Origin of the sequence: Streptococcus sp. 2021WUSS126 (assembly GCF_044427255.1) — a bacterium.
In the GTDB taxonomy this organism is placed as follows: domain Bacteria; phylum Bacillota; class Bacilli; order Lactobacillales; family Streptococcaceae; genus Streptococcus; species Streptococcus hashimotonensis.
In genome coordinates, this window is the sequence record NZ_JAOTGI010000030.1 from 1 (window position 1) to 25,597 (window position 25,597).

26 protein-coding genes are annotated in these 25,597 nt (G+C 41.7%); 6 read left to right on the forward strand and 20 right to left on the reverse strand.

Features of this window, described 5'->3' with window-relative positions:
* Positions 1–190 precede the first annotated feature (190 nt).
* From ODU39_RS09480 to ODU39_RS09525, 10 genes are all read right to left on the reverse strand, one after another.
* On the reverse strand, positions 191–1,018 hold the full coding sequence (locus ODU39_RS09480) for a putative RNA methyltransferase (protein WP_105201813.1): 828 nt from the start codon (positions 1,016–1,018) through the stop codon (positions 191–193).
* 6 nt (positions 1,019–1,024) lie between these two features.
* Positions 1,025–1,354 (reverse strand): hypothetical protein, encoded by a 330-nt coding sequence (locus tag ODU39_RS09485; protein ID WP_002935667.1) that lies wholly within the window; start codon positions 1,352–1,354, stop codon positions 1,025–1,027.
* Positions 1,355–1,362: 8 nt separating this feature from the next.
* A complete protein-coding gene (locus ODU39_RS09490; RefSeq protein WP_398580328.1) occupies positions 1,363–3,261 on the reverse strand; it encodes an ABC-F family ATP-binding cassette domain-containing protein in 1,899 nt (632 codons plus the stop codon).
* 100 nt (positions 3,262–3,361) lie between these two features.
* Complete coding sequence (locus ODU39_RS09495; RefSeq protein WP_012775249.1) at positions 3,362–3,727, reverse strand: hypothetical protein; 366 nt, start codon at positions 3,725–3,727, stop codon at positions 3,362–3,364.
* A 10-nt stretch (positions 3,728–3,737) separates the two neighbouring features.
* On the reverse strand, positions 3,738–4,433 hold the full coding sequence (locus ODU39_RS09500; RefSeq protein ID WP_105140373.1) for a M57 family metalloprotease: 696 nt from the start codon (positions 4,431–4,433) through the stop codon (positions 3,738–3,740).
* Between the two features lie 65 nt (positions 4,434–4,498).
* Positions 4,499–5,275 carry an alpha/beta hydrolase family protein gene (locus ODU39_RS09505; RefSeq protein ID WP_024406881.1) on the reverse strand — a complete coding sequence of 259 codons (777 nt, stop codon included), beginning with the start codon at positions 5,273–5,275 and terminating at the stop codon, positions 4,499–4,501.
* A 63-nt stretch (positions 5,276–5,338) separates the two neighbouring features.
* On the reverse strand, positions 5,339–7,000 hold the full coding sequence (locus ODU39_RS09510) for a ribonuclease J (RefSeq protein ID WP_024406880.1): 1,662 nt from the start codon (positions 6,998–7,000) through the stop codon (positions 5,339–5,341).
* 255 nt (positions 7,001–7,255) lie between these two features.
* Entirely contained in the window at positions 7,256–7,660 is a 405-nt protein-coding gene (locus ODU39_RS09515; protein WP_024410982.1) for a hypothetical protein, read from the reverse strand.
* 5 nt (positions 7,661–7,665) lie between these two features.
* Positions 7,666–8,151 (reverse strand): prolyl-tRNA synthetase associated domain-containing protein, encoded by a 486-nt coding sequence (locus ODU39_RS09520; protein ID WP_105257170.1) that lies wholly within the window; start codon positions 8,149–8,151, stop codon positions 7,666–7,668.
* 117 nt (positions 8,152–8,268) lie between these two features.
* Complete coding sequence (locus ODU39_RS09525) at positions 8,269–9,252, reverse strand: HaeIII family restriction endonuclease (protein WP_099832609.1); 984 nt, start codon at positions 9,250–9,252, stop codon at positions 8,269–8,271.
* Positions 9,253–9,364: 112 nt separating this feature from the next.
* On the opposite strand from ODU39_RS09525, the gene ODU39_RS09530 reads away from it, so the two are divergent.
* Positions 9,365–10,600 carry a DNA cytosine methyltransferase gene (locus ODU39_RS09530; protein WP_105257169.1) on the forward strand — a complete coding sequence of 412 codons (1,236 nt, stop codon included), beginning with the start codon at positions 9,365–9,367 and terminating at the stop codon, positions 10,598–10,600.
* A 64-nt stretch (positions 10,601–10,664) separates the two neighbouring features.
* Here ODU39_RS09530 and ODU39_RS09535 read toward each other — a convergent pair whose 3' ends face one another.
* The 3 genes from ODU39_RS09535 to trpX are packed head-to-tail and all read right to left on the reverse strand — an operon-like array spanning position 10,665 to position 13,310.
* A complete protein-coding gene (locus ODU39_RS09535; protein ID WP_398580329.1) occupies positions 10,665–11,423 on the reverse strand; it encodes an ABC transporter ATP-binding protein in 759 nt (252 codons plus the stop codon).
* Positions 11,420–12,286, reverse strand: a complete 867-nt coding sequence (locus tag ODU39_RS09540; protein WP_029172200.1) for an ABC transporter permease — start codon at positions 12,284–12,286, stop codon at positions 11,420–11,422. The genes ODU39_RS09535 and ODU39_RS09540 overlap by 4 nt, the downstream gene beginning before the upstream one ends.
* Positions 12,287–12,308: 22 nt before the next feature.
* Positions 12,309–13,310, reverse strand: coding sequence for a tryptophan ABC transporter substrate-binding protein (gene trpX, locus ODU39_RS09545; RefSeq protein ID WP_398580330.1), 1,002 nt, complete (start codon positions 13,308–13,310; stop codon positions 12,309–12,311).
* Positions 13,311–14,305: 995 nt separating this feature from the next.
* On the opposite strand from trpX, the gene ODU39_RS09550 reads away from it, so the two are divergent.
* Entirely contained in the window at positions 14,306–15,967 is a 1,662-nt protein-coding gene (locus ODU39_RS09550) for an NFACT family protein (RefSeq protein ID WP_105249306.1), read from the forward strand.
* A 27-nt stretch (positions 15,968–15,994) separates the two neighbouring features.
* Here ODU39_RS09550 and budA read toward each other — a convergent pair whose 3' ends face one another.
* Genes budA through ODU39_RS09565 form a run of 3 tightly spaced genes read right to left on the reverse strand, consistent with a single transcriptional unit; the run spans position 15,995 to position 19,100 of the window.
* Positions 15,995–16,711: an acetolactate decarboxylase gene (gene budA, locus ODU39_RS09555; RefSeq protein ID WP_398580331.1), complete on the reverse strand. Its 717-nt coding sequence runs from the start codon at positions 16,709–16,711 to the stop codon at positions 15,995–15,997.
* Between the two features lie 3 nt (positions 16,712–16,714).
* Entirely contained in the window at positions 16,715–17,944 is a 1,230-nt protein-coding gene (locus ODU39_RS09560; protein ID WP_398580332.1) for a tetratricopeptide repeat protein, read from the reverse strand.
* Positions 17,934–19,100, reverse strand: a complete 1,167-nt coding sequence (locus ODU39_RS09565) for an AI-2E family transporter (protein WP_044758602.1) — start codon at positions 19,098–19,100, stop codon at positions 17,934–17,936. The genes ODU39_RS09560 and ODU39_RS09565 overlap by 11 nt, the downstream gene beginning before the upstream one ends.
* A 135-nt stretch (positions 19,101–19,235) precedes the next feature.
* Between ODU39_RS09565 and ODU39_RS09570 the strand changes: the two genes are divergently transcribed.
* Positions 19,236–20,240: a lactonase family protein gene (locus tag ODU39_RS09570; protein WP_398580333.1), complete on the forward strand. Its 1,005-nt coding sequence runs from the start codon at positions 19,236–19,238 to the stop codon at positions 20,238–20,240.
* 63 nt (positions 20,241–20,303) lie between these two features.
* Positions 20,304–20,489 (forward strand): hypothetical protein, encoded by a 186-nt coding sequence (locus ODU39_RS09575; RefSeq protein WP_002935693.1) that lies wholly within the window; start codon positions 20,304–20,306, stop codon positions 20,487–20,489.
* Between the two features lie 32 nt (positions 20,490–20,521).
* Here ODU39_RS09575 and ODU39_RS09580 read toward each other — a convergent pair whose 3' ends face one another.
* Positions 20,522–21,163 carry an HAD family hydrolase gene (locus tag ODU39_RS09580; RefSeq protein WP_398580334.1) on the reverse strand — a complete coding sequence of 214 codons (642 nt, stop codon included), beginning with the start codon at positions 21,161–21,163 and terminating at the stop codon, positions 20,522–20,524.
* 240 nt (positions 21,164–21,403) lie between these two features.
* On the reverse strand, positions 21,404–22,711 hold the full coding sequence (gene eno, locus ODU39_RS09585; protein ID WP_002935704.1) for a surface-displayed alpha-enolase: 1,308 nt from the start codon (positions 22,709–22,711) through the stop codon (positions 21,404–21,406).
* Between the two features lie 149 nt (positions 22,712–22,860).
* On the opposite strand from eno, the gene ODU39_RS09590 reads away from it, so the two are divergent.
* Positions 22,861–23,313 carry a DUF1694 domain-containing protein gene (locus tag ODU39_RS09590; protein WP_105139759.1) on the forward strand — a complete coding sequence of 151 codons (453 nt, stop codon included), beginning with the start codon at positions 22,861–22,863 and terminating at the stop codon, positions 23,311–23,313.
* A 6-nt stretch (positions 23,314–23,319) separates the two neighbouring features.
* Here ODU39_RS09590 and ODU39_RS09595 read toward each other — a convergent pair whose 3' ends face one another.
* Entirely contained in the window at positions 23,320–23,550 is a 231-nt protein-coding gene (locus tag ODU39_RS09595; protein WP_105139758.1) for a hypothetical protein, read from the reverse strand.
* Entirely contained in the window at positions 23,541–24,668 is a 1,128-nt protein-coding gene (locus ODU39_RS09600) for a glycerate kinase (RefSeq protein ID WP_105139757.1), read from the reverse strand. The genes ODU39_RS09595 and ODU39_RS09600 overlap by 10 nt, the downstream gene beginning before the upstream one ends.
* A 107-nt stretch (positions 24,669–24,775) precedes the next feature.
* On the opposite strand from ODU39_RS09600, the gene ODU39_RS09605 reads away from it, so the two are divergent.
* Positions 24,776–25,426, forward strand: coding sequence for an HAD family hydrolase (locus tag ODU39_RS09605; RefSeq protein WP_105148404.1), 651 nt, complete (start codon positions 24,776–24,778; stop codon positions 25,424–25,426).
* Positions 25,427–25,597: the final 171 nt, after the last annotated feature.

A 25,597-nucleotide genomic window follows, 5' to 3' on the forward strand; every position in this document is an offset into this window, starting at 1 on the left:
GTATTTTTCTATGATGCGGAGCATTATTTTTATCTTTAAGTGCTTGCTTTAATTCTTCGACTTGTGTTTGGGTAAGTTCTTTTGTCATAATACCATTATAACGCTATTTTTGATTTTTGTTAAGTATGATTTTCGAAGAGTATGAGAAATAAAGCAAAACCGCTTCTGAAATCAGAGGCGGTTTCATTTTTTATATCGTACCAATCAAAAGCACTCCCTCAACCGTAATCTCGGTCAACTGGCTCAAATCCAACTTGGACTGGTCCACTTGGAAAAAGAGAGGCGTCATGTCTGCCAGGACTTGAGCATGGGCGGCTGTAATCGGCATAGTCTGGCTGACCATCACCTGCTCCACCTGCCCCACGTAAGACCTGAAATGGTCCACAATCTCTTGGTTATCATAGGCTTCCTTGCGGAGTTGGTCTTTGGCTAAATGGCGGAGCTCCTTGAGGTGATTGGGGCCTGGGACTAGCTTGAGAATAGCTCCACCAGCTTTCAGCACTCTGGCAAATTCCTGATAATTGGCTGGGGAAAAGATGTCCAAGATGCCGTCAATGGTCTTGTCTTGAATGGGCAACTTTGTCAAGTCACCGACAAACCATTTGACCGACTTGGTACTGTCTGTCCTTGCTGCCAAGAGAATGGAATCCTTGGAAATATCAAAAGCAAGAATGTCCAAGTCCATTTTCTCAGCTAATTTGCGGGAATAAAAACCCTCTCCACAACCGATGTCTAGGATAGAACACAACCCCAGCTCTGCTATTTTTCCCTCCAAAACTGCATAGAGATGGTCGTAATAGCCCGCCTCTAAAAAGGCCTGGCGGTTTTCAAAGCTAGACTTGTGGTAGTTGGCGGACTGCTTGACCTGGGGTGCCAGATTGACGTAGCCCTGCTTGGCGATGTCGAAGGTGTGGCGATTGGAACAGCGGAGGCTGTTGAGGTCGAGACCAAGAGCCTGCCCACAATGTGGACAGGCGAAAAATTGGTCGCTATTAAGGAAACGTGGGTGTTTGGTCATGAAAATCTATCCTCTTTCTTCATCTATTCCAAGAAAAGTATCCAAGATAAACTCCCTATCTAGTTTGTCTATATCTTTTTTATCAATTTGATGTCCGTAGGAATAACTAGAAATAGGCTTTGCTATTGACTCTACCCAGAAGAGCTTATCAAAATCGGAATAAATGTCATAGCTAAGGACTTTTCTACGAGTTTCATCTCTATCAAAACAAACTAATTGGCACTGGACAGCTGAAGGATAGGTTTCAAAATATTGGGACAATTTTGTCTGAATCAGTTTGGATAATTTATTAAATCGTAAGTTATCTTCGAGTGTTTCTGTATTCTGTTGGATCATCTTATTTCTTACCCCATCTGCTCAGATAATGCTTCCCATTCTTCCATGAGGCTTTCTTGTTGGGCTGTCTGTTGGTCGATTTCTTTCTGGTAATCGGTCAGCTGGCCGATGTCGTTTGTTTCTAGCATGGCTTGGTTGAGCTCGCTCAGGCGGTTTTCGATGATATCGATTTCTGCCTCGATTTGCTCGATGCGGCGGACCAGTTTGCGTTGCTCTTTTTGGTTTTCCTTTTGGGCTTGGTAGTCCATGGCTCCGGCTGATTGGCTGGTGCTTTCTAGCTGGTCAGGCTGGGCTTCTACTTCCAGCTCTGCCTTTTTCTCTAAATAATAATCATAGTCGCCCAAGTAGAGCGTGGACCCCGTTTCCGAGATTTCTAGCACCTTGGTGGCGACGCGGTTGATGAAATAGCGGTCGTGGCTGACAAAGAGCAGGGTGCCGTCAAAGTCGATCAGGGCATTTTCCAGGACCTCCTTGCTGTCGATGTCCAGGTGGTTGGTCGGCTCGTCGAGGATGAGGAAGTTGTTGTTTTCCATGGACAGCTTGGTGAGGAGCAGGCGAGCTTTTTCCCCACCAGACAGCATGGACACGGACTTTTTGACGTCGTCTCCTGAGAAGAGGAAGGCTCCAAGGCGGTTGCGGATCTCCACTTCAGGTGTGGTCGGAAAGGCTGACCAGAGCTCCTCCAAGACAGTGTTGGAAGGCGTCAGGGCTGACTGGGTCTGATCATAGTAGCCCACTTCCACATTGGCACCTAGCTTAGCTTCCCCTTTGATAAATGGCAGAGCTCCGATGATGGATTTGAGCAGGGTTGTTTTTCCGATTCCGTTCGGACCGACAATAGCAATGGCATCCAGCTTTCGTTGGTCAATGGAAATAGGCTGAGAAAGTATTTCTCCATCATAGCCCACCGCAGCATGTTCTACTGTCAAGACGATATTGCCAGAAGTCTTGTCCGACTGGAAGGTCATGTTGGCTGACTTCTGACCAGTTGTTGGCTTGTCCAATCGCTCCATCTTTTCCAACTGCTTGCGTCTAGCCTGGGCACGCTTGGTGGTCGAAGCACGGACAATATTTTTCTGGACAAAGTCTTCTAGTTTGGCAATTTCCTTCTGCTGCTTTTCATAGTTTTGCAACTCCGTTTGCAACTTCTGCTCTTTGAGCTCGACAAACTGAGAATAATTGCCCACATAGCGATCCAAGGAATGCTTGGTCAAATCCAGTGTCAGTGTCGCCACCTTGTCCAAGAAATAGCGGTCATGGCTGACGATAATCAAGGCTCCCTTGTAATGTACTAGGTAGTTTTCCAGCCAAGCAATCGTGTCAATGTCCAGGTGGTTGGTCGGCTCATCCAGGACCAAGAGTTCTGGGCTTTCAAGAAGCATTTTTGCCAGAGCAAGTCGAGTATTCTGACCACCTGAGAGTTCGGAGATTTTCATGTCCCACATGGTCTGGTCAAACTTAAAGCCGTTCAAAATAGCACGAATATCTGCCTCATAGCTAAAACCACCTGCCAGACGAAATTCTTCCGACAGACTATCGTAGGTCTTCATGAGCTGGTCGAGTTCATTACCAGACAAACTGCCCATTTGCTCTTCCATAGACCTCAGGCGTTTCTCCGTCATCCGCAGGTCATCAAAGACATGGAGCATTTCATCGTAAATGGTATTTTCCGACTCAAAACGGCTGTCCTGTGCCAGGTAAGAAAGGGACAAATCACGCTTGGTTGAAATGTCACCGCTGGTCGCAGCTTCTTCTCCGACAAGGATTTTGAGCAGAGTAGACTTGCCTGCTCCATTTTTTCCGACAAGGGCAATCCGATCTCGCTCGTCCACTTGAATATTGATATTATTAAATAAAACCTCGCCCGCAAAAGAGCGTTCAATCTTGTTTCCACTTAGAATAATCATAAAAATATTGTACCATAATTTAGGGTAACAGTGCGGAATCCTTTTTCTGATTTCAACAAAAAACAGCGACTTTACCGTCACTGTCCTTCTCAAAAAATATTTAGACCAAACCGCTAAGCAATTCCTTATTCTGCCAGAGCAGATAAAGACCACCGCCGATAATAATCAGCATGATGACAAACTTAATCAAGCCCTTGACAAAGCGGATGACCAACATCAATATCATAGATACAATCAGCCATCCCCAAGCGGAAGAATTGAGTAAGGTTTGCATACTCTCTAGACTTGCACCTGTCCAGGCCTTGATAGGTTCGGGGATTTTATCAAACCAGTTGCTATCTATACCGATTTGTTCCATAATCGAATGGCTGGTAGACTGCATCCATGCAAAAATCCCAGCATTATAGAGAAAGAGCAGAGCTTGCTCAGGATAACGTTTTATTGTGTTTGTAATTGTTCGAAGCATATTTTCCCTTCTATTCTGAATACAAGGCAAGGACCGCATCAATATCTGCCTGCTGGATACCATGATTAGAACCTGCCGATTCCATAACAGAGGTCTGACTATCTTCATGATCTAGGCCAATAGCATGGCCCAATTCATGCTCAGCTGTATGGATAATTCTATCCATATCATAACCATATTGGTCGTTTAATAAATAAAAACTATTCAGACGCACCGTTACCGAGCTATAATAATTGGTTAATAAATTAGTCGTTGAATTGGCCTCACCTGCTGCCTGGGTATTTCCATCATTCATCTCAGTCGCAATAATATCAGCCTGATTTGGATCACTTGTCATCACAAAAGTGAAGGCCCCTGTCGCATTCCAATTGGCAATAGCTGTTTCATAGGCAGCTACAAATGTTGGATTCTGGGTTTCAAGGTAAACAGTCGCAGTATTGCTTTCCCAACGGCCATGGTCTGCTGTATTGACTGTATCTGTCGTCAGGTGCTTAATGGTATTAACACCTTCTTCAATCGTCACTTCAGACTGCCCTTTGACCATCAATTGCACTTCTTGAGCTAGAGTTTGTAACATCTGAGGCGCTGCTTCCTGTTGAAAATAGAATAACAGACCTAGACCACAAGCCAATAACACCATTGATAACCAAATCAGACCCCAAAATGTCCGCCAAATCCACCGTAGAATATTTCCAATAAGTTTCATAGACTATACCTCTTTCTAGAAATAGGTTTTAGTATAGCCATAATTTCTGAAACTTTTCTTAAAAACTAGGACAGTCTTTCTTCCAATTTGAAATCAATTGGTAACCAAGCCAATACCTTCTCAATCTGCTGATTCCAGTAGTACCACTCATGTTTACCAGGTCCGAAACTTGCCTCTATATCAAATCCCAGCTCTTTTAACTCCCCAACTGCCTTTTGATGCCCTTCAAAGAGAAAATCTTCCTCACCACACCAGGCATAAAATTTGGTCTTTTTATCGGATTGTTTAGCAATTTCTAACAAATTATTTGGATTCTGTTTATCAGAAATATCACCAAATACTCCTCGCCAATACGAAAGACTCCCCAATTCTGCTGCCGCTGGATTATCAAAATCAAAATACAATGCGCCTGAAAGCGAAGCTGCGTGTGAAAAACGATTGGTCATCATAGCAATCTTGAAGGTCCCATAACCACCCATAGACAAACCAGCGATAAAATTCTTCTCCCGCTTGTCAGACATATTTGGGAAAAATCGTTTGAGAATTTGAGGCAACTCTACTGCAATAGCATCATAATAATTCATGCCATAGGTGGTATTGGTATACCAGCCTTTATCTGTATTGACCATAACCACGATAAGATTGGTATAACGAACCAACCGTTCCACTGTAGAACGATTCAGCCAGGAATCCTGATTTCCTCCCATACCGTGCAAAAGATATAGGACAGGAATGTCGTTGTCATCAGGATTTTCCACACGATTGCGATCTGGATATAAAACCGTAACCTGTCTAGACATATCTAGAGCTTCTGAGTGGTATTCAATTTTCATTATTGCCATAAATCTTCTCCTTATGGTAAAGAGCCTGAGTTTCCTCGGCTCTTCTTATGTATATAAATCAGCTTACTTGACTTCCATAATTACCGGTAAAATAGCTGGGCGACGTTTGGTTTGGTCAAAGAGGAATTTTGCTAAATCATCGCGAACAGCACTCTTAAGCTCTGTCCAGTCAAAGCTATCCTTTGTAAAGTAATTTTCCACCGTTGTATTCACCAATTCTGATGCCTCACGCAAGATGTCCTTGCTCTTTTTCACGTAGACAAAACCACGAGTATTGACCTTGGCTTTAGAAATGATTTTTTTCTCACGGCGGTTGACAGTGATGGCCACGATAAAGATACCATCTTCTGAAAGTATCTTACGGTCACGAAGGACGATATTTCCAACATCGCCCATGGCATTTCCGTCAATCATGACATCACCAGCAGGAACCGCTCCACTATGTACAAAATCCCCCTCTTCAAAAGCCATGACATCCCCACGCTTAACGATGATAATGTTTTCTGGATACATACCGATTTCAAGCGCAGCCTTAGCGTGAGCATCCAATTGACGATACTCCCCTTGAACTGGGAAAAGATATTTAGGTTTCATGATGTTGAGCATGAGCTGCAAATCACGCGCATTCCCATGCCCAGATACGCGAAGATTCTTTGTGATAGATTTTACGGTACCACCAGCCTTGTAAATCAAGTTCTCCACACGAGCAACAACCGCTTCTTTTGAAATACTTGGAGTGGTAACAATATAAACTAGATCACCTTCTTTGATTTCAACATAGCGATGTCTACCGATAGACATTTTACGCAATCCATTTAACGGCTCGCCCATACGACCAGTTTCTAAAATAATCAATTCATGGTCTTCATACTTGTTCATATCCTTTGGTTTTACCAACAGGCGTTCGCTGACCAAACGAAGTTTTTTCAATTGAATCGCTGTTCGGACAATGTTTTCCACATCATGTCCTGTCAATACGACACGACGACCAGTTGCTTCTGCCGCATCAAAAATCTGTTGAATACGTACAATATTACTGGCAACTGCTGCCACAATAACACGCCCATCACAGTCAGCAATCGTATTGAGAATTTCCTCCCCAGCCTCATGCATGCTCGCTACTTGAACATTGCTATCTGCGTTAGCTGAGTCTGACAAGAGGGCCAACACACCTTCGTTACCGATTTCAGCCAATCGCCCAAAATCCGTACGATAAAACTTATCTGCTGCTTGGTCAAACTTAAAGTCACCTGTGTAGACAATATTTCCTTCATCCGTCTTAACGACAATTCCTAAACTCTCTGGAATAGAGTGGGTCGTCTGAAAGAAAGATACCACTGAATCCCCGAAATCAATTTCAGTGTCAGCATTGATAACATGGAAATCATTAAATTTCTTAGTAGCATTATTCCCCTTGACAAGTAGCTTAGCCAATTCGATAGTCAAGTGCGAACCAAATACTGGCACTTTCACTTTCTCCAAGAGATAAGGAAGCGCTCCGATAGCATCCGCATGCCCGTGAGATAAAAAGACCCCTGCTACACGGTGCTTATTTTCTTCCAAATAATCGAAATTAGGGACGACTACATCCACACCTAACTGTTCATTCTCAGGATACTTTGCCCCTGCATCCAAAACAAAAATATGTTCATTCACTTCGGCAATGTACAGGTTTTTTCCGTTTTCCCGCACACCCCCAAGAGCCATAATTTTAATTGTACTCATCTTTACTCCTTTTGGACATCCCACAGGTGTCCATTTTATTTTTCTTACCAACGGTCCTTGGGAATTCCAAGTCGAATTACAGTCTGCTATGTCGGAGCTCTATTTGCAAAAGACACACTTTGGTTCAACATTATATTCATCCATCAAAGCAACTTTTAAATAGAAATTCCTAAATAGCTATCACTTCTATTATACATTTTTTCAAGAAAATTTACAAAAAACTCCGCTGAAAATCAACGAAGTTCTACATATACATTAGTAACCATGTCCCTTATGTTCCCACTTACCACCAACATTCCGCACTAAAATCCATTTCCAATCCGTATGGGTACTATTAGGCTCTAAGGTGGGCTCTGCCCCCTCAGCTGCTACCTTAAAAGACGAAGTTAGGATAATAGCTTCCTCTGCACCATAGTGCTCCGCCCACTCATCAAATTCCTTTTCATTATCACCACTATAACCGATAGTCAGCAATTTACAACTTTTAAAATGGTGATCAAAGTAATCTTCAACTACAAGAATAGCCGCCTCAATCTCTTTTTCCGTATACAATTCTGACTGTTCCATCGGTTCAATCTCTGCCTGAGAAGCTGTTCCTGTCCGACATCCTACCAAAAAGAGACAACACAACAGACTACAAATAGCTAAACATTTTCTCATCTTTGTTACCCCAAGTCAACAATCGTTGCTGAAAAGCCAATCTCTTCGACAAAATGTAAAATATCCTCTGTCTTTACAAAAATTGTTTTCGTATTAACATTGGCGTGGAAGGTTAGAATGGGTTTAGAAAGGATTTCTTTATCAAAAAAGACTTGAATATCCTTATCAACATTATGTAACAAGCCAAAAACAGATACCACACCCGCAGGCAAGTGCATTTTTTCCATCAAGCTTTCACTTGAGGCCATGCGAATACGATTGGCTCCCACCAAATCACGAAACTGGTCCATATCCAACTGCTTCTGGTCATCCATGATCAGTAAATAAAATGCAGTCTTTTTCTTATTAGTCAGAAACATGGACTTGGTCCGTACTCCTTCTACCCCTTCAATGTAACGGTCTGCTTCCTCAGTTGTCAGAGCTGGTGGATGCTCTACAATGGTGTAGTCCATTCCCAAGTCAGCTAAGCTTTCAAAAACCAATTTATCCATGACAGCACCTCTTGATATATTTAGTATATTATACTTCTTTATAACTAAAAATTCAAAGGATAAGAAAAGCCTGGATTACTCCAGACTTTAGACAAACAGATTGCCGTATGTCGATAATCAATCTTCCCAATACTCTTCAATATTTGTCACACTCTGAGGGATACCAATTAGCTGAATATCAAATTTTAAGGAAGGTTCCACTCTCGAAGAGGCATTATGAATACGGAAACTGATGGACCAACCATTATCCATAATCAACTCCAGAGTATTTTTAGAACCTCTCTTGTAGTCTAAAGAGAAAATTCTTGTTGGTAAAACTGTCGATAATCCCTTGATTTTTGTCTTTGGACGAATGGTTTGATAATTGATAGATAAGGTATCGTTTAAGTTGAATGCCTGAACAATCGTTTTCCGTTCCTTATCCTTTGCGATGACTTTATAAAAATCTTTTCGCCCTAGTAGATACTCAATTAGAAGTTTGGGGACTTCCTGATGTTGCTCGTATAGACGAAGTAACTCAAATTTAAAAGCTTCAAGAACAGGTAAATAAATCTCCACCTCTTTATTTTCAAACATAGTCCACTTATGTTGCTCGGCTTTATCAAGGTGCTTGGTTTCATCCCTCAAAGTTGCTAACCTAGTGAATACAGGCTTGATGGCTTCAAAGTAATCGTTAGAAACTGGAAGCCCCAACCATTTCAAACCAAAATCTATGTCATTGGATAGCCTAGAATGTTTTAGGGCGTGATGATTATGTTTACAAGAAATTCCAATCTCCCAATCAGTTTCCCCTTTGATAAATACAATATCCCTAACATCACCATCTCCACCACTTTTATCAACTAAAATGGATAAGGTCACTAATTCCTGTCCATTAGAAAGATTTGGTTCTGCCTTTAAAATAGTATTTAGACTCGCCTTAGCTGCTTGAAACATGTCTTCCTGTAAAATGCCATCTAATTTTTGGAAATTATCTTGTGCAGTTAGATAGGCCTTGCTCTCTTCAATTTCACATCTCATCCCCAATTCTGTCAAAGCCTTGTAAAAAGTTGTAATACAAGCATATTCAAATCCTTTTCCTTGTACTGTCTGCTTAGCCATTCTACTACTCCTATATATTTTTACTACCTTTATTATCCCACAATAGTTTCTACTGGCCAAGTTTATTTTTTTTTGTTATACTTGTAAAGTATATATTCAGTTGGGAGTTCTTATGAAAAAAACAAACAAGCAATTTATATCTTCATCCACCTTCACTGTAGAAGAGATTGAAGAAATATTACAAGCTAAAATCAAAGAAGAAACTCAAAAAGTCGAAGATGCCATTACTCAAGAGGAAAAAGATAAGGAACAAGCTGTTATTGATACTATTCAATACGATGAAAGCAAAATCAATATTGTTTCCCTCTTTAGTGGCTGTGGTGGACTTGATTTAGGTGTCGAATTAGCTGGTCTTGTTGCTCAGTACGGTCAAGAAAAAGCTTATCAACTGTTCCAATCAAAGTTGTCCTATGATAGTCACAGAAACAAGCTTATCAATTTCATTTTTTCAAATGATTTATTTGAATCAGCAAATCAGTCTTACCTAAAAAACTTCCCTGATACGACTTACAAAAGTTCTAAAAATATCCAAAAAGTTTCCCTTTTTCCAAAATCCAATATCATTCTTGGAGGATTTCCTTGTCCAGGCTTTAGTGTTGCAGGTCCACGCTTGCTTGATGATGAGCGTAACTTCTTATACATTCATTACATCCGTGCACTCATGCAGTCAAAACCTGAGTTCTTTATTGCAGAAAATGTTAAAGGTCTAATGACACTCGGAAAAGGAAAAGTGCTAGAACAAATTACAGAAGACTTTGCAGCCGCTGGCTATGTCGTTACTGCTCACCTTGTAAACGCACGAGATTATGGAGTTCCACAATTAAGAGAACGTGTTTTCATTATTGGTGTAAGAAAAGATATTCAGAAGAAATTCAACTATGTCTATCAACTGCCACCTGCAACACACGGTCCAGAAAAAGAAAAATATGTGACACTCAAAGATGCAATTGGAGATTTACCTCTTGAGCCGAGCGATGTCTTCGATTCAACATATTCTTCTATGTACATGAGCCGAAACCGTAAGAAAACATGGGAAGAGCAAAGCTTTACAATCCAAGCCAGCGCTAGACAGGCACCCCAGCATCCCCACGGATTACCTATGAAAAAAATAGACAAGGAAACATGGGTATTTCAAGGAAACCATAATCGTAGACTATCTGTCAGAGAATGTGCTCGCATTCAAACCTTTCCGGATTGGTTTGAATTTTCTAACGGAAATAAAGGAAATGTGACAGAGAACCATCGATTAAATGAACAATATAAGCAAATAGGAAATGCTGTACCTGTTATGCTGGCTGAAAAAATTGCCAGACCTATTGTCGAATTTTACTACAAAAATCTACTATAAAAAACAAGAATCCTGACCAAACACAGGATTCTTTCTTTATCTTTATTGACACATAAACCTCAAACTAATCAAACAACTTATAATAATCTTCCAGTTTCATCTTGGATTTTTCTTCAGCTGTTTGGTCCTGAATAATCTGACCATTTTTCATGACAATCAAGCGATTACCGTGACGCAGCGCATCTTCCATCTGATGAGTGACCATGAGGGCCGTCATTCCCTTGGTCTCAATCAATTCGTCTGTTAACTGCATCAAGGATTGACTAGTTTTGGGGTCAAGGGCTGCGGTATGCTCATCCAAGAGCAGGAGTTCAGGCTGTTTCAAACTCGCCATCAACAAACTCAATGCCTGGCGTTGACCACCTGATAAGAGCCCTGCTGGCGTGTCCAGATGTTTTTCTAGACCATTTCCCACTCTCGGCAAAAGTTGGGCAAATTCTTCCGTCTGTTGGGCCAATCTGCGTGGCACTAAGCCGCGTCCCTCACCTCGGTATTTAGCGACGAGCAGATTTTCAGCCACCGTCATCCGCGGAGCTGTGCCCATTTTGGGATCTTGGAAAACACGTGCCAGATACTTAGCACGCTTTTCTGCAGGCCAATTGGTCACATCCTCGCCAAGAATATGGACAGAACCACTGGTCAAGGGTAGGGTTCCAGCAATGACATTAAAGAGGGTTGACTTCCCAGCCCCATTTCCACCCAAAATGGTAATAAAATCACCCTGATAGATGGTCAGATTGACATTGTCCAAAATCACACGTTCTTCATCAAAACCGTTTGTCACCACCTTGGTGGCATTTTTTAATTCAACAATTGCTTTCATCGTGACAGACTGGCTCCTTTCAGAAGTTTATTTTTCAACTCAGGAACCATGAGGCAGACCGCCAGAATCATGGCCGAGAAGATACGGAGGTAGCTGGTATTGATACCGAGGGAAATAACCACCAAAATTAAGAACTGATAGAAAATCGCTCCGACAACAATGGCCAAGAATCGTTCTAACATAGTAAGGTTACCATAAATTACCTCACCGATAATCAGACTAGCCATACCGACTACAATGACACCAATGCCACGCGACACATCCGCATAGCCTTCTTGTTGTGCAATCAAGGCACCTGCAAGAGCGATGATCCCATTTGAAAGAACAAGGCCTAGCAACTCCATTCGACTTGTATTGATACCAAAACTGCGTGCCATATCTGGATTATCCCCTGTTGCAATAAAGGCCTGTCCAAGGCGAGTATAGAGGAAGAACATCAAGGCACCAATCACCACCACTAGGCTACCTAGACCTAGCAAGAGACCATTGATTTGCTCAGAAAAAGGAAGGAAATCTTGTAAACGTTTGGTATTCAGTAAGCCTAGATTTGCCCTACCCATGATAAATAGAATGACAGAGTGACAGGAAGACATGACCAAGATACCAGCCAGGAGAGTGGGAATTTTCCCCTTGGTATAAAGCAAGCCTGTGACAAAGCCCGCCAAACAGCCAACAAGAACTGCTGCTAGAGTAGCCAAGATAGGATGAACTCCTTGCGTCAATAAGGTAACAGCAACCGCTCCTCCAAGTGGGAAAGAGCCCTCTGTCGTCATATCAGGAAAATTCAGAATCCGAAAGGTAACGAATATTCCCAAACCTAGTACAGCCCATAAAAGAGCCTGTGAAACTGTTGATACAATCATATTTTTCCTTTTCTCTTATCTCTTATTCGATAACCTTGCTTGCTTTACTAATCACGTCATCTAACAAGGTAATTCCTAATTCTTTAGCAACTTTTTGGTTAACGACAACGGTTCCTTCGTTAAAGATTTGTACAGGTGTATCCGCTGGATTGACACCATCAAGAATTTTCGCAGCCATCTTACCAGTTGCCACACCCAAGTCATATTGGCTAAGGGTAACAGATGCGATACCTCCACCTTCTACCATGTCTTCTACGCTGGTGAAAATCGGAGTTTTGGTTTTATTTGCCACAGATACGACAGTTGAAAATGCTGAAGCAACTGTGTTATCTACTGGTGTAAAGAGAACATCTGCTTTACTACTTGCGACCTCTACTGTCGCTGCAATTTCATTACTAGAAGCAACTGCATATTCAAGAACAGTATAGCCAGCCTCTTCCGCCGCAGTCTTAAATTCCGCTACTTGAATTTTTGAATTGTCCTCGTTTGAAGAATAGAGGACACCGATAGTTTTAGCGTCTGGTGTAATTTCTTTAATGAGAGAAACTGCATCTGCTACTGGTGTTTGGTCAGATACCCCTGTGATATTTCCACCAGGATTTTTCAAATCCGTCACCAGGTTGGCTCCGACTGGATCTGTCACAGCTCCCATGATAATGGGTAATTCTGTGGTTGCATTGGCAAGACCTTGTGCAGCAGCTGTTGCGATACCAATCAATAATTCATTGCCATTGTCCACCAGTTTTTTACTCATGGTTTGAACTTGGGATTGATCACCCTCAGCATTCATAAAATCAATCTCCAGATTGTCTGTTGTAGAATAGCCACCTTCTTTAAGACCTGCCTTGATTCCCTTATAAATCTCATCTAATGAATCATGTGTCACAAATTGCAGAACTCCAATTTTAACTTTTTCTGTGCTATTAGATGAATTGTTCTGTTCTTTTTGCGTCAAAAACAGGGCAGCAATTACCATAACAGTGAGGGCAACAATTGTAGCAAGTAAATTTTTATTTTTCAACATATTCATTCTCCTTTAAAAATACACAACATTCAATCTCTATATCATCAATATATTATCCCACCATCGCCATCGTTTCATCATAATTACCTCGTTTAGATAATAGTCTTTCAGTTTACTTTTAGTACTTGCTCCAACTATCTGGGAGATAGTTGGAGGTTGGAAATAAAGCGAACAAAGTTCGCATCAACAGCTGCAGGCAGCTTGTACAGTCGAGTGACTGTACAAGCTTGGAAATAGCACTTGCGGAGCAAGTCACCCCTGCAGAGTACGGCAAAGCGAGTTCAAATAATGATGAAATTATTTGAAGTTGGAAATATGGAAACGAAGTTTCCTCATTCGTCGACGTAATAAAAGATAAACTGAATGACTAAAGGAAAAAGCCCCCGCAGGAAAAACCAACCTGCGAGGGCGTCAATGACACGGTGCCACCTCACTTATGGGAATTGTCTAGAATCCTCCCATATCTCATCTCCTCTAACAAGGAGTTGCACTGTAAGGTGTGCGGACCGAACTATCATTGTTTTAAGTTCATTTGCGTGACTGTTTGGGCTAGTTACTTCGTTAACTCTCCTTGCTATACCGCCAGTATAAGCTGCGACGACCTGCCTCGTACTCGGCCAAAACAGTCTACGCAAAGTATGCTATGCCAAACAATCCTTGTGAATTTAGGGCATTTTAGGACTAGGCAGTCGGGTGAAGGCAGTACTGGTGGTACGGCAAGACCGACTAACGACATCATAAAATAGACATAAATGCACATCAGCCCATTTCATAAAACTCCGCCACCTGTTCCCAGTGCCACAGGCTCCCTGAAGACTTCTGCTTTACTACTTCTTCTGATTACAGACGATTATACGGCATCCATCAATCTTTGTCAATACTTTTGATTAAATTTTCTGAAAACTTTTTATGTCAGTAGGGACTACCAGTCTCATCAAAAAACGTCAAAATATGATATACTAGACTGAGTTATAGCTATTAGAAAGAGGAAAAACATGTCTTTTGACGGATTTTTTTTACATCACATGACGGCTGAGTTACGGGCCAATTTAGAAGGTGGGCGGATTCAGAAAATCAACCAGCCCTTTGAACAGGAAATTGTTCTGAACATCCGCAGCAACCGTCAGAGCCATAAATTGCTCTTGTCTGCACATTCCGTTTTTGGCCGTGTCCAGCTTACTCAAACAGAATTTACAAATCCTAAGGTGCCTAATACCTTTACCATGATTCTGAGGAAGTATTTACAAGGAGCGGTTATCGAGGAAATTAAACAGCTAGAAAACGATCGGATTTTAGAGTTTTCGGTGTCCAACAAAGATGAGATTGGAGACCATATCCAAGCTACCCTGATAGTAGAAATTATGGGGAAACATAGCAATATCATCTTGGTAGATAAGTCTGAACAAAAGATTATTGAGGCTATCAAGCACGTTGGTTTCTCGCAAAATTCCTACCGAACGATCTTGCCTGGTTCCACCTACATTCGACCACCAGAGACGCATTCTCTCAATCCTTACACGGTATCTGACGAGAAATTGTTTGAAATCCTATCGACTCAGGAACTGAGTCCAAAAAATCTCCAACAGGCCTTTCAAGGTTTGGGTCGGGATACGGCTTCTGAACTGGCCAGTCATTTGCAGTCAGACCGCCTGAAGAACTTCCGTGCCTTTTTTGACCAGGCAACACAGCCTAGCCTGACAGACAAGTCCTATGCTGCTCTGCCATTTGCCAATAGCCCAGAAAGCCAGCCACACTTTGAGAGCCTGAGCAGTCTGCTGGACTTCTACTATCAGGACAAGGCGGAGCGGGACCGAGTGGCCCAGCAGGCCAATGAGCTGATCAAGCGGGTGGCCAGTGAGTTGGAGAAGAATCGCAAGAAACTGGTCAAGCAGGAGCAGGAATTGGCGGACACGGAGACGGCGGAGTTGGTGCGGCAAAAGGGCGAGCTCTTGACCACCTATCTGCACCAGGTGCCCAATGACCAGCCGAGTGTGCGGTTAGACAACTACTATACGGGCGAGGAGTTGGAGATTGAGTTGGACGTGGCTTTGACTCCTAGCCAAAATGCCCAGCGTTACTTCAAGAAGTACCAGAAACTCAAAGAGGCGGTCAAACACCTGACCAACTTGATTGAGGAGACCAAGTCGACCATTGTCTATCTGGAGTCCGTTGACACCATGCTGGGACAGGCTAGTCTGGCAGAAATCGATGAAATCCGTGAGGAGCTGATTGAAACAGGCTACCTCAAACGTCGCCACCGTGAGAAAATCCATAAGCGTCAGAAACCTGAACGATACTTGGCGACGGACGGGAAGACCATTATTCTGGTAGGAAAAAATAACCTGCAAAATGATGAGTTGACCTTCAAAATGGCCAAAAAAGGCGAACTCTGGTTCCATGCCAAAGACATTCCAGGTAGCCACGTGGTCATCACAGACAACTTGGACCCAAGCGACGAAGTCAAGACAGATGCGGCGGAGTTGGCTGCCTACTTCTCTAAGGCAAGGCATTCTAACTTGGTTCAAGTTGATATGATTGAAGCCAAGAAACTGCATAAGCCAACAGGTGGTAAGCCTGGTTTTGTGACCTACCGCGGTCAGAAGACCCTCCGTGTCACCCCAACAGAAGACAAAATAAAATCCATGAAAATCAATTGATTTTCATGGGTTTTTCTGTATTGAAACCTATTCCGCCTTATCAATATCTTCTCTGACTTCCTTAGCGTTGAACTTAGCGAAAAGATACTGGCGGTCTTGGACTGGAAAGCGTTGATCTAGCTGATCTACTGGTCCCACTTCTACCATTCCTTCTGAGATAACATAATCCATGACATGACCCCCAAAGGTCAAATCATCTGAAATAAAATGCAAATGATAGCCCGCCACGCTGACACCATGGAAAATCTCTGGCGTCCAAATACCAACTATGGTTCCCGAAATGTTCTCAGCGGTATATTCAGGCTGGCGACTTGCCACCTCTGCAAAACGAACATCCGAAACCGATTTGGGAATCATGCGGACATGCATCCGAGCAAACGTCCCCTTGATTTTGATGGAGCGAAAAAGATTTTCCCCATCATAATAGGATTCAATTCGCTGATGCAATTCCTCATGAGTCATTTCAAAGCGTTGTTTGAAAATCACTTCTGCCTCATGGAAAATGACCGCCGCATAGGGAACCTTCATATCAGCAGGAACTTCAACCACTTCTGGTTTCTCCCCTGCTCCCTTGGCCTGATAGCCCTTTCCATCCAAGACAATCAGCTCGCCGTCAATGGAATCCAGGGTCCCCAAACCCAAATCACCATGTTCCAACAATTCGCCAACCGTCAAGGAGCCGCCATACAGTCCAGCCATCAAGGCACCGAGTGTATTGTATTGAAATAATCGATTTACTTGCATAACCTACTCTTCATTCAAAAATTCTTGCATGGCTAAATCGTCTGGCACCAATTGGATATAACGACTAGCTTGCCCTTTTGCCTCATCCAAACGACCAAGTTGACGTAAAACCGCTACGTAATCAGCCAAAAATTCAGGATTCTTAGCCAATTCTCCAGCCAATTCATCGTAAAGCTCAATAGCTTCATCATCTCTTTCTAGAGTTTGATAGGCTTTGGCCACATTCCAGCGAGCTAGAACGTTATCTACCTCTTCATCAAATAAAGCCACAACCTCTTCAAATCGCTCCTGTTCAAGATACAGATTGGACAAGCGTAGAGCTAGTTCGTTACTATCATCTGCCACCTCTTTTGCCCGTAGAAGATAATCTTCTGCCCCCGCCTCGTCATGCAATTCATAGGCATACTGAGAAGCCTGGAGCAAGAGATTGGCATCAAAGTCATTTTTAGCCAAGCCTTTTTGAGTCATAGCCAAGGCATCTTCTAATTTATGCTCGGCATGAAGCGACTGTGCATAGGCATATTCATAGCCCTCAAAATCAGGATTGATGGTATCCAGTTGCTTGAAGTAGAGATTTGCCTTTTGGTATTCTTCTCGTTCAAATAGCAGAGCTGCTAACTCAAAAACTGTCTGATCATCGTATTCCAGCTCAACAGCTTTTTCCAAAAATTCAATTGCTGCTTCAAATTTCCCTAAACTTGCATAGGCAATACCAATTCGCTGATAGGTGGAAACTCCCGTTAATTCGTAGATTTCACGATTATCCAGCTGGGCATAATAGGAAATAGCCTCATTAAAAAGCTCCAGTTCCATATCCAATTCTGCTAAGCCAAAAAAGACGATTTGTTCATCTGATAAGTGACTTGCTTCTAACAATTTTTCACGCGCCACATCCGACAAGCCTTCTGCCTGATACAGGTCCGCCTTGACCAACAAGGCTTCCACATAGACAGGACTGTCTTCCGAAATTTCCTCCAAATATCCGAAAGCTTCTTCAACCAAGCCATCTTCAAATGCTATTTGGGCAAGATTGATTAGTACTTCGGGAAATTCTTCTTTGACCTGTTCATAGATTTGTCTAGCCTGTGGGAAAAAACCAATGCCTTCTAAGTAGGCTGCCAAGGACAAAAGCGTTTCACTATCATCTTGCGCCAAGGCGCGCTTGAAATACTTATCTGCCTTATCTAAATCCTGTTGGTCCAAACAAACCAACATTTTTTCACTATTGTTCATTCACAACCTCATTTTCTTCATCTTCATACAAACTACTGTGTGCCTTGTACCACTCAAATGCCGCTTTCACTAAAACCTTAATAGAGGCATATATTGGAATTCCCAGAAGAACTCCCAGGACACCGTACATCTGACCAGCTGTCAATAATACAAATAAGATGGTAATCGGATGAATACTTAGGGAGCTTCCGATAATCAATGGTGTCACAAAACGACCTTCTATAGTCTGCTCAATCATAAAGACTACTAAAACCTTTATCAGCATGATTGGACCAGCAATCAATCCTAAAATAACAGCTGGAATCATGGCCAAGAAAGAACCCAGATACGGAATTAGATTGAGGAAACCAGCCATCACCCCCAAAGTTATTGGATAGCTAAGACCAATGATTGAGAACATCACTGAGAACATCAGGGCAACAATAATCGCAACGGTCACCTGACCACGAACATAGTTTGATAATTGCCCATTCACATCTGATAGTACTGTTCCAATTGGCTCTCTCCACTTGGTTGGTAGATATTGGGTGATGTGTTTATTCAAATACTGACCATCCCGTAACAGATAAAAGAGAATAAAAGGCATAATTAAAATAGCAACAATAATCTGCGAAGCGGTTGAAATCAAATTACTTGCCCAATTCACAGCACTTGAGGAAAACTTCTGAGCATAGGCAACGACCTGATCATTGACCTTATTTAACATATCCAGAGCTGTTGGTCTAAATTGTTCAAAGCGCTGATCCTGTAGGAGCCCAGTTACCTGTCCTTCGATTTTCTGGATATTCGAAGGAAGATTTTGCGCAAAAGATGTCACTTGCTCTTGAATACTCGGAATTGCCACCGCCAGTCCCCAGATAATGAGAAGACTGATTAAAACAAAGAGAATGGAAATACCAACTGTACGAGAAATTTTATGCTTTTCCATCCAGTCAACCATCGGATTTAACAGGTAATACAAAAGACCTGTTAAAATCATCGGTAACAATACAATTTCTAAAAAGCTTCCTATTGGTCTGAATAAAAAACTAATTTTACTAAAAATAAATATGGTCAAAAAAGTCAGCAAGGTTACTAATAAAAATGTCACCGCTTGGCTATTTAAAAACAAGCGGAAAAACCAAGTCAGACTAAATTTTTGATGCTTATCTTCCATCTAATACACTCCTAGTCTTTTTTTCTATTGTAACATGGAGAAAGGATTTTTGTAAAAATCAACTACAGAATTTATACGACTTTCTCAGAAAAACATGGTATAATTTTATCAATCATTTCCAAAAAGGAGAATCCTATGACTATCTATTTCGGTACCTACACAAAACGTGAATCAAAAGGAATTTATAAAGCAAATTTTGACTCTGAGACAGGACAACTTAGCAATCTAGAATTGGTCACTGAAGAACCTAACCCTACCTACCTTGCCTTTGATAAGGCCGGACATCTATACTCCGTTGGCGCTGAAAATGGTCTAGGAGGTATCGCTGCCTTTAATGCTGACTATACTCTACTCAACCATGTTGTATCAGAGGGCGCACCACTTTGCTATGTCGCTGTAGATGAAGCAAGAGATTTAGTTTATGGCTCCAATTTCCACAAAGGGCAACTACTTGTTTATAAACGTTTGTCGGATGGTTCACTAGAATTAGCTGATGTCGCTCAGCACGAAGGATCTGGGCCGCACGAAAACCAAGCTTCCGCCCACGTTCACTTTTCTGATTTGACGCCCGATAAATTTTTAGTAACCTGTGATTTAGGATGTGATCAAGTGGTAACCTATAAGGTATCTGACCAAGGAAAAGTAGAGAAAATCGCAACCTATCAGGCTGCGCCAGGAAGTGGTCCACGTCACATTGTCTTCCATCCTGTCGCAAAAATCGCCTATCTCATCTGTGAACTCAATTCAACTATTGAGGTGCTTATCTATGACGGCTGGGGACAATTTGAACACCTACAAACTGTCTCTACTCTCCCAGAAGACCATACTGGTTTCAACGGTACTGCCGCTATTCGCATCACAAAGGATGGTAAATTTATTTATGGATCCAACCGCGGAAACGACTCTATCGCAGTCTACAAAACGCTTGCTGATGCCAGCTTAGAATTAGTTGAAATCGTCCCAACAAATGGAAAAACTCCTCGCGATTTCACGCTTAGTCCTGATGAAAAGCATTTGATTGTTGTCCATCAAGATTCTGACAATGCAACTGTATTCGAAAGAGATGCCGAAAATGGCTGTTTGACTGAGCTTTCACACGATTTCTATGTTCCTGAAGCAGTTTGCGTTACATTTTTATAAGTCGTTTCAGTTGTGAAATCCGTCCAGTTTTGGTTTAATAGTCCCATAGGAGGTGATTTCAACATGAATCCAGTAGATCTTTTTAACCAAGTAAAAGAATTGATTGCAAACAAAGACTTTGATGGTGCAAAACAATTTATCGAAGAAAACAAGGACCAATTCGGTGAATACTTGGAACAAGCAAAAGGCTTGTTATCAGGTTCTGAAGGTGTTAACGGTCTTTTAGATAAAGTTAAAGGCTTGTTCTAATACATGTAAAAACTAGGCTGAGACTGTTCAGTCTAGTTTTTTGTTTGTTCAAAAATATTTGTTATCTCTTGCAATGAAGGAATTACCCAATCACTCTTCAATTTTTCATTTTCACTGGCATGCTTTCCAAAACCTGTCAGTATCCGTACAGTCCACATTCCCAAAGATTTAGCAGGTAGAATATCATTATCATACCTATCCCCGACATAGACAACTCTATCTGCAGGGATGTTTGCTTTTTGTAAGGCAAGTGTGAAAATCGTTGTATCTGGTTTAGATAGTCCAACCTCTTCAGAGAGGATGATGAGTTGAAAATAAGACTCAATTCCCCACTCTTTAAGCAGTTCTCTAATACTACTAGACTGATTGGCAATAATCCCCAAACGATAGTTTTGTGATAACTTCTCTAGAGCATCTATTGTTTCAGGATACAGGCTCACACCCTCATTTGTCCACAAAGGACGTGGCTCGGTCGGTGCAAAATATTGCCAGGTCGCACGAATAGGGTCCAGCGACTTATGAGCATAGTCCACCATTTTCTTTTTATAAGAATCTGATGAAACCTCTATATCCAGAGACTCTAACTTCTTCACACACTTGTCTATATAATAACCATAAGCAGCCTCTTCATCTAAAAGCGTCGAACCCAAATCAAAAAATATCCACTCTATCATCCCACTCTCCATCTCTTTTCAAAATGAGAATACTTAAGTTGATCTGCCTTTTTAGAATATCATTTTATCAATATCAAGGCAAAGAAAACTACCTAGAGAGTTTTGCTGTCCCTCACTTTGTTAGCCCGAAAATAAATTAGCACACTGTACATAGAAAAACAAGTCTGGAACTTTCCAGACTTGTTCTTATTATAACCCTCGCTATTCTAGCTCGGGGATAAATTAGTACACTGTACTAATTTATTTTTTCAAGTTGTAGAATGAGTTCAAGCCTTTGTAGACTGCAACTTCACCAAGTTGATCTTCGATACGAAGCAATTGGTTGTATTTAGCGATACGGTCTGTACGTGACAATGAACCTGTCTTGATTTGGCCAGCGTTAGTTGCAACTGCGATGTCAGCGATTGTTGAATCTTCAGTTTCACCTGAACGGTGTGATACAACTGCAGTGTAACCAGCTTCTTTCGCCATTTCGATAGCTTCAAATGTTTCAGTAAGAGTACCGATTTGGTTAACTTTGATAAGGATTGAGTTAGCAGCACCTTCTTTGATACCACGTGCAAGGTAGTCAGTGTTTGTTACGAAGAAGTCGTCACCAACCAATTGAACGCGTTTGCCAAGACGCTCAGTAAGAGCTTTCCAGCCATCCCAGTCGTTTTCATCCATACCGTCTTCGATAGTGATGATTGGGTATTTGTTAACCAATTCTTCAAGGTAGTCGATTTGTTCTGCAGATGTACGAACAGCAGCGCCTTCACCTTCGAATTTAGTGTAGTCGTAAACTTTACGCTCTTTGTCGTAGAATTCAGATGACGCACAGTCGAAACCGATCATGATGCCGTTTTCGCCAGCTTCGTAACCAGCAGCTTCGATAGCTTCGATGATTGTTTCAACACCGTCTTCAGTTCCTTCGAACTTAGGAGCGAAACCACCTTCGTCACCAACAGCTGTTACTAAACCACGAGCTTTCAAGATTTTCTTCAAAGCGTGGAATACTTCAGCACCCCAACGAAGACCTTCTTTGAATGAAGGAGCGCCAACTGGCAAGATCATGAATTCTTGGAAAGCGATTGGAGCGTCTGAGTGAGAACCACCGTTGATGATGTTCATCATTGGAGTTGGCAATACTTTAGTGTTGAATCCACCAAGGTAAGTGTAAAGTGGCACTTCAAGGTAGTCAGCAGCAGCACGCGCAACAGCGATAGAAACACCGAGGATTGCGTTTGCACCCAATTTACCTTTGTTAGGAGTACCGTCAAGAGCGATCATAGCGCGGTCGATAGCTTGTTGATCACGAACGTCAAAACCGATGATAGCGTCAGCAATCACGTTGTTCACGTTGTCAACAGCTTTTTGAGTACCAAGACCAAGGTAACGAGATTTGTCACCGTCGCGAAGCTCAACTGCTTCGTGCTCACCAGTAGAAGCTCCTGAAGGAACCATACCACGTCCGAAAGCACCTGATTCAGTATAAACTTCAACTTCAAGTGTAGGGTTACCGCGTGAGTCAAGGACTTCGCGAGCGTAAACATCAGTAATAATTGACATTATATTACTCTCCTTTGAGTTTAAAATTGTTACATAGCTATCATACCCTAAAAGAAGGGATTTTTCAAGAAAAAACAGGTTATTTTACTGAAAGAAATAATGTAAACGCCTTCCTTTTCAAAGTTAACTGAGTATGTTATACTGAAACCATGAACGATTTAAATACTACCATACTACAGAAAGCCTCTGGCGAAACACGATTGAATCCAGATGAACAACGTCTATACATGGGAACCTATCGCGAACGGGTTGTCCTGCTCGTTTCCTTTGACGATTTGAGTAGTGAAGTCGTCGGAAATAAGTTCGATACAATTTGCCAAAAACTAGCAAATAGCTACTCTCCTCTATTCCTCAAACTCTCGCCAGCCCTGTCTGACAAGCAACAAATTTCACTACTAAAAATTGCTCAGAACTTCGGCATTACTACCGCTATCATCGATGAAAAAATAGGACAGTCTCCCTACGCACTTGTCTTTCACACAAATCACGCTGTGGATAATGAAGAAGTTAGCTTAGACTCCATATTTCCAAATCTTATCTCAAAACCAGAAGAAAAAAAGGAAGATGCAAAACCTTCCTTCTGGAAAAAATTATTTGGTTAGACTTATTTATAAATAAAGCAGTATAAATATTAAAGTAAAAATAATACAGGTTAGACAAAGGATTCCTAGCAATCTGCCTCTTTCATTTTTTTCATTGAAAAAGAACATTGCTCCATTTGCCTTTATTACATTCGTTTCCATTCCTCTTTCTTTTTCGGAAAGTCTCAAAACGGATACTAGCTTTGCAAGACAAATAAAAATAAATAAGATAATAGCCACATATTTCACTAATGCCATCTTTGTTGGCCTCCTAACTGAAGAATTCTTGCCACCTGCTCTGCCGTGCGGACCAGGTTTTTTTCTGCTTTTTGAAGCGTGTCCTCCAAACTTTCAACGCTTGCAATTATCGGAAAAGCGGCGCAGATATTTTCAAAAGGAAACTCGGGAAGATCGTCTTTGAGGCTACCACAAATTGCAATGATAGGAATCCCAGTCGGTGTACGTCTAGCTACTCCTATCGGAGTCTTCCCTGATAAGCTCTGGGCATCCATCCGCCCTTCTCCGACCACAACCAGATCCGCTTTAGCAACGCGATGATCAAAATCCAACTGGTCCAAGACAAAGTCGATGCCTTTTTGAATGCGAGCACCAGCAAATTGGACTAAACCTGCTGCCATACCTCCTCCAGCACCCGCTCCTGCTAAATCGAGTAGCATTGGATTAACCAATTTATAAAAGGACTCCATTTTCTTGTCTACTAGTTCAAATTCAGCAGAGGCAAGACCTTTCTGACCTGCAAAAACAAATGTGGCTCCCGCTGGTCCGCAAAGTGGATTCTCCACATCCGTTACCAAATCAATCCTGACCTGAGATAAATCTACCAACATATCCTCTGTGGAAAAGCTGACAATCTCCCCGATATGAGCTCCAATTGCCTCTACTTCTTTTCCCTCTCGATTATAAAATTTCACTCCTAAGCCTGCCGCCATTCCGATACCACCATCATGGCTGGCAGAGCCACCTACTCCTATAAATATGCGTTTAACACCATTTTGAACGAGCTCTACAATCAGCTCCCCAACCCCTTGTGTCTTAATAAAGAGAGGACTCCTTTTTCCATGCGGGATACTTGCCAGCCCTACAATCTCAGCCATTTCAAAAACCGCATGATCATCTTTAACCGCATAGGAAACCTTAATTTTATCTCCAAATGGACCTGTCACCCAAGTCTGGGTTACATCCAAGGATAAGGCCTGCATTAGACTCTCAACTGTCCCTTCGCCACCATCTCCTAGGGGAATTAAGTCATACCCTGCTTGTGGATAAACTTTAGAAAATCCTTTTTTAATCGCTTCAGCAACCTTTATAGCTGAAAGAGACTCTTTAAATGAATCTGGAGCAATCAGAATATGCATGATACTAACCTCCTTTATATTATTAGTATATCACGCTAGTATTCAGCTTTCAATAAATCTTTTCCGTTTTTCATCGTCTGTGTTATACTGAAAGAAAGGAGATAAGTATGTATCAAACTATATTATTTGACTTAGATGGAACTCTTACTGATTCTGGACAAGGAATCTTAAACTCCGTCGCCTACGCACTAGAAAAAATGGGAATTGAAGAACCAGATACAGCCAATTTAAACCGATTCATCGGCCCGCCACTCTATGAATCTTTTTCACGATTCTACCAACTCAGCCCTGAAGATACACAAAGTGCAGTTGACGCTTTCCGTGTCTATTTTAAAGAAAAAGGAATGTTCGAAAATCAACTCTATCCTGGAATCATCCCTCTGCTTGAAGAATTGAGAACAGCTGGAAAAACACTAGTAATTGCTACCTCAAAGCCAGAAATATTTGCCAAACAGATCCTAGAACATTTTGGTATTGCTCACTACTTTGATGTCATTGCCGGTGCTAGTCTGGATAGTAGTCGCATCAGTAAGGCGGACGTCATCAGCTATGCTATAAATCAATTAGAAGCATATCCAAACCATGCTGTGATGATTGGAGATAGAGAACATGATATTGAAGGAGCACGCAAACACCAACTTCCTGCCATCGGTGTTCTTTACGGCTATGGGAACAAACAGGAATTTGAAAAGGCTGGGGCCACCATGATAGTCGAAACCGTCCAAGATTTGAAAAGGATTTTACTGACAACAGAATAGAAGAAAAGTCAGCACTCAGCTGACTTCTCATTATTTACTATCTAATACTTAACAAAAATCAAAAATAGCGTTATAATGGTATTATGACAAAAGAACTTACCCAAACACAAGTCGAAGAATTAAAGCAAGCACTTAAAGATAAAAATAATGCTCCGCATCATAGAAAAATAC

Excerpts from the sequence above, each read along its gene's own strand:
- ODU39_RS09485 (WP_002935667.1), bottom strand. The coding sequence starts at position 1,354 with ATGATCCAACAGAATACAGAAACACTCGAAGATAACTTACGATTTAAT.
- ODU39_RS09515 (WP_024410982.1), bottom strand. The coding sequence starts at position 7,660 with ATGAGAAAATGTTTAGCTATTTGTAGTCTGTTGTGTTGTCTCTTTTTG.
- ODU39_RS09525 (WP_099832609.1), bottom strand. The coding sequence starts at position 9,252 with ATGGCTAAGCAGACAGTACAAGGAAAAGGATTTGAATATGCTTGTATT.
- ODU39_RS09495 (WP_012775249.1), bottom strand. The coding sequence starts at position 3,727 with ATGCTTCGAACAATTACAAACACAATAAAACGTTATCCTGAGCAAGCT.
- ODU39_RS09575 (WP_002935693.1), top strand. The coding sequence starts at position 20,304 with ATGAATCCAGTAGATCTTTTTAACCAAGTAAAAGAATTGATTGCAAAC.
- ODU39_RS09590 (WP_105139759.1), top strand. The coding sequence starts at position 22,861 with ATGAACGATTTAAATACTACCATACTACAGAAAGCCTCTGGCGAAACA.
- ODU39_RS09580 (WP_398580334.1), bottom strand. The coding sequence starts at position 21,163 with ATGATAGAGTGGATATTTTTTGATTTGGGTTCGACGCTTTTAGATGAA.
- ODU39_RS09560 (WP_398580332.1), bottom strand. The coding sequence starts at position 17,944 with ATGAACAATAGTGAAAAAATGTTGGTTTGTTTGGACCAACAGGATTTA.
- ODU39_RS09490 (WP_398580328.1), bottom strand. The coding sequence starts at position 3,261 with ATGATTATTCTAAGTGGAAACAAGATTGAACGCTCTTTTGCGGGCGAG.
- ODU39_RS09510 (WP_024406880.1), bottom strand. The coding sequence starts at position 7,000 with ATGAGTACAATTAAAATTATGGCTCTTGGGGGTGTGCGGGAAAACGGA.
- ODU39_RS09500 (WP_105140373.1), bottom strand. The coding sequence starts at position 4,433 with ATGAAACTTATTGGAAATATTCTACGGTGGATTTGGCGGACATTTTGG.
- ODU39_RS09540 (WP_029172200.1), bottom strand. The coding sequence starts at position 12,286 with ATGATTGTATCAACAGTTTCACAGGCTCTTTTATGGGCTGTACTAGGT.
- ODU39_RS09520 (WP_105257170.1), bottom strand. The coding sequence starts at position 8,151 with ATGGATAAATTGGTTTTTGAAAGCTTAGCTGACTTGGGAATGGACTAC.
- budA (WP_398580331.1), bottom strand. The coding sequence starts at position 16,711 with ATGCAAGTAAATCGATTATTTCAATACAATACACTCGGTGCCTTGATG.
- trpX (WP_398580330.1), bottom strand. The coding sequence starts at position 13,310 with ATGTTGAAAAATAAAAATTTACTTGCTACAATTGTTGCCCTCACTGTT.
- ODU39_RS09550 (WP_105249306.1), top strand. The coding sequence starts at position 14,306 with ATGTCTTTTGACGGATTTTTTTTACATCACATGACGGCTGAGTTACGG.
- ODU39_RS09535 (WP_398580329.1), bottom strand. The coding sequence starts at position 11,423 with ATGAAAGCAATTGTTGAATTAAAAAATGCCACCAAGGTGGTGACAAAC.
- ODU39_RS09605 (WP_105148404.1), top strand. The coding sequence starts at position 24,776 with ATGTATCAAACTATATTATTTGACTTAGATGGAACTCTTACTGATTCT.
- ODU39_RS09600 (WP_105139757.1), bottom strand. The coding sequence starts at position 24,668 with ATGCATATTCTGATTGCTCCAGATTCATTTAAAGAGTCTCTTTCAGCT.
- ODU39_RS09595 (WP_105139758.1), bottom strand. The coding sequence starts at position 23,550 with ATGGCATTAGTGAAATATGTGGCTATTATCTTATTTATTTTTATTTGT.
- ODU39_RS09480 (WP_105201813.1), bottom strand. The coding sequence starts at position 1,018 with ATGACCAAACACCCACGTTTCCTTAATAGCGACCAATTTTTCGCCTGT.
- ODU39_RS09530 (WP_105257169.1), top strand. The coding sequence starts at position 9,365 with ATGAAAAAAACAAACAAGCAATTTATATCTTCATCCACCTTCACTGTA.
- ODU39_RS09565 (WP_044758602.1), bottom strand. The coding sequence starts at position 19,100 with ATGGAAGATAAGCATCAAAAATTTAGTCTGACTTGGTTTTTCCGCTTG.
- ODU39_RS09570 (WP_398580333.1), top strand. The coding sequence starts at position 19,236 with ATGACTATCTATTTCGGTACCTACACAAAACGTGAATCAAAAGGAATT.
- eno (WP_002935704.1), bottom strand. The coding sequence starts at position 22,711 with ATGTCAATTATTACTGATGTTTACGCTCGCGAAGTCCTTGACTCACGC.
- ODU39_RS09505 (WP_024406881.1), bottom strand. The coding sequence starts at position 5,275 with ATGGCAATAATGAAAATTGAATACCACTCAGAAGCTCTAGATATGTCT.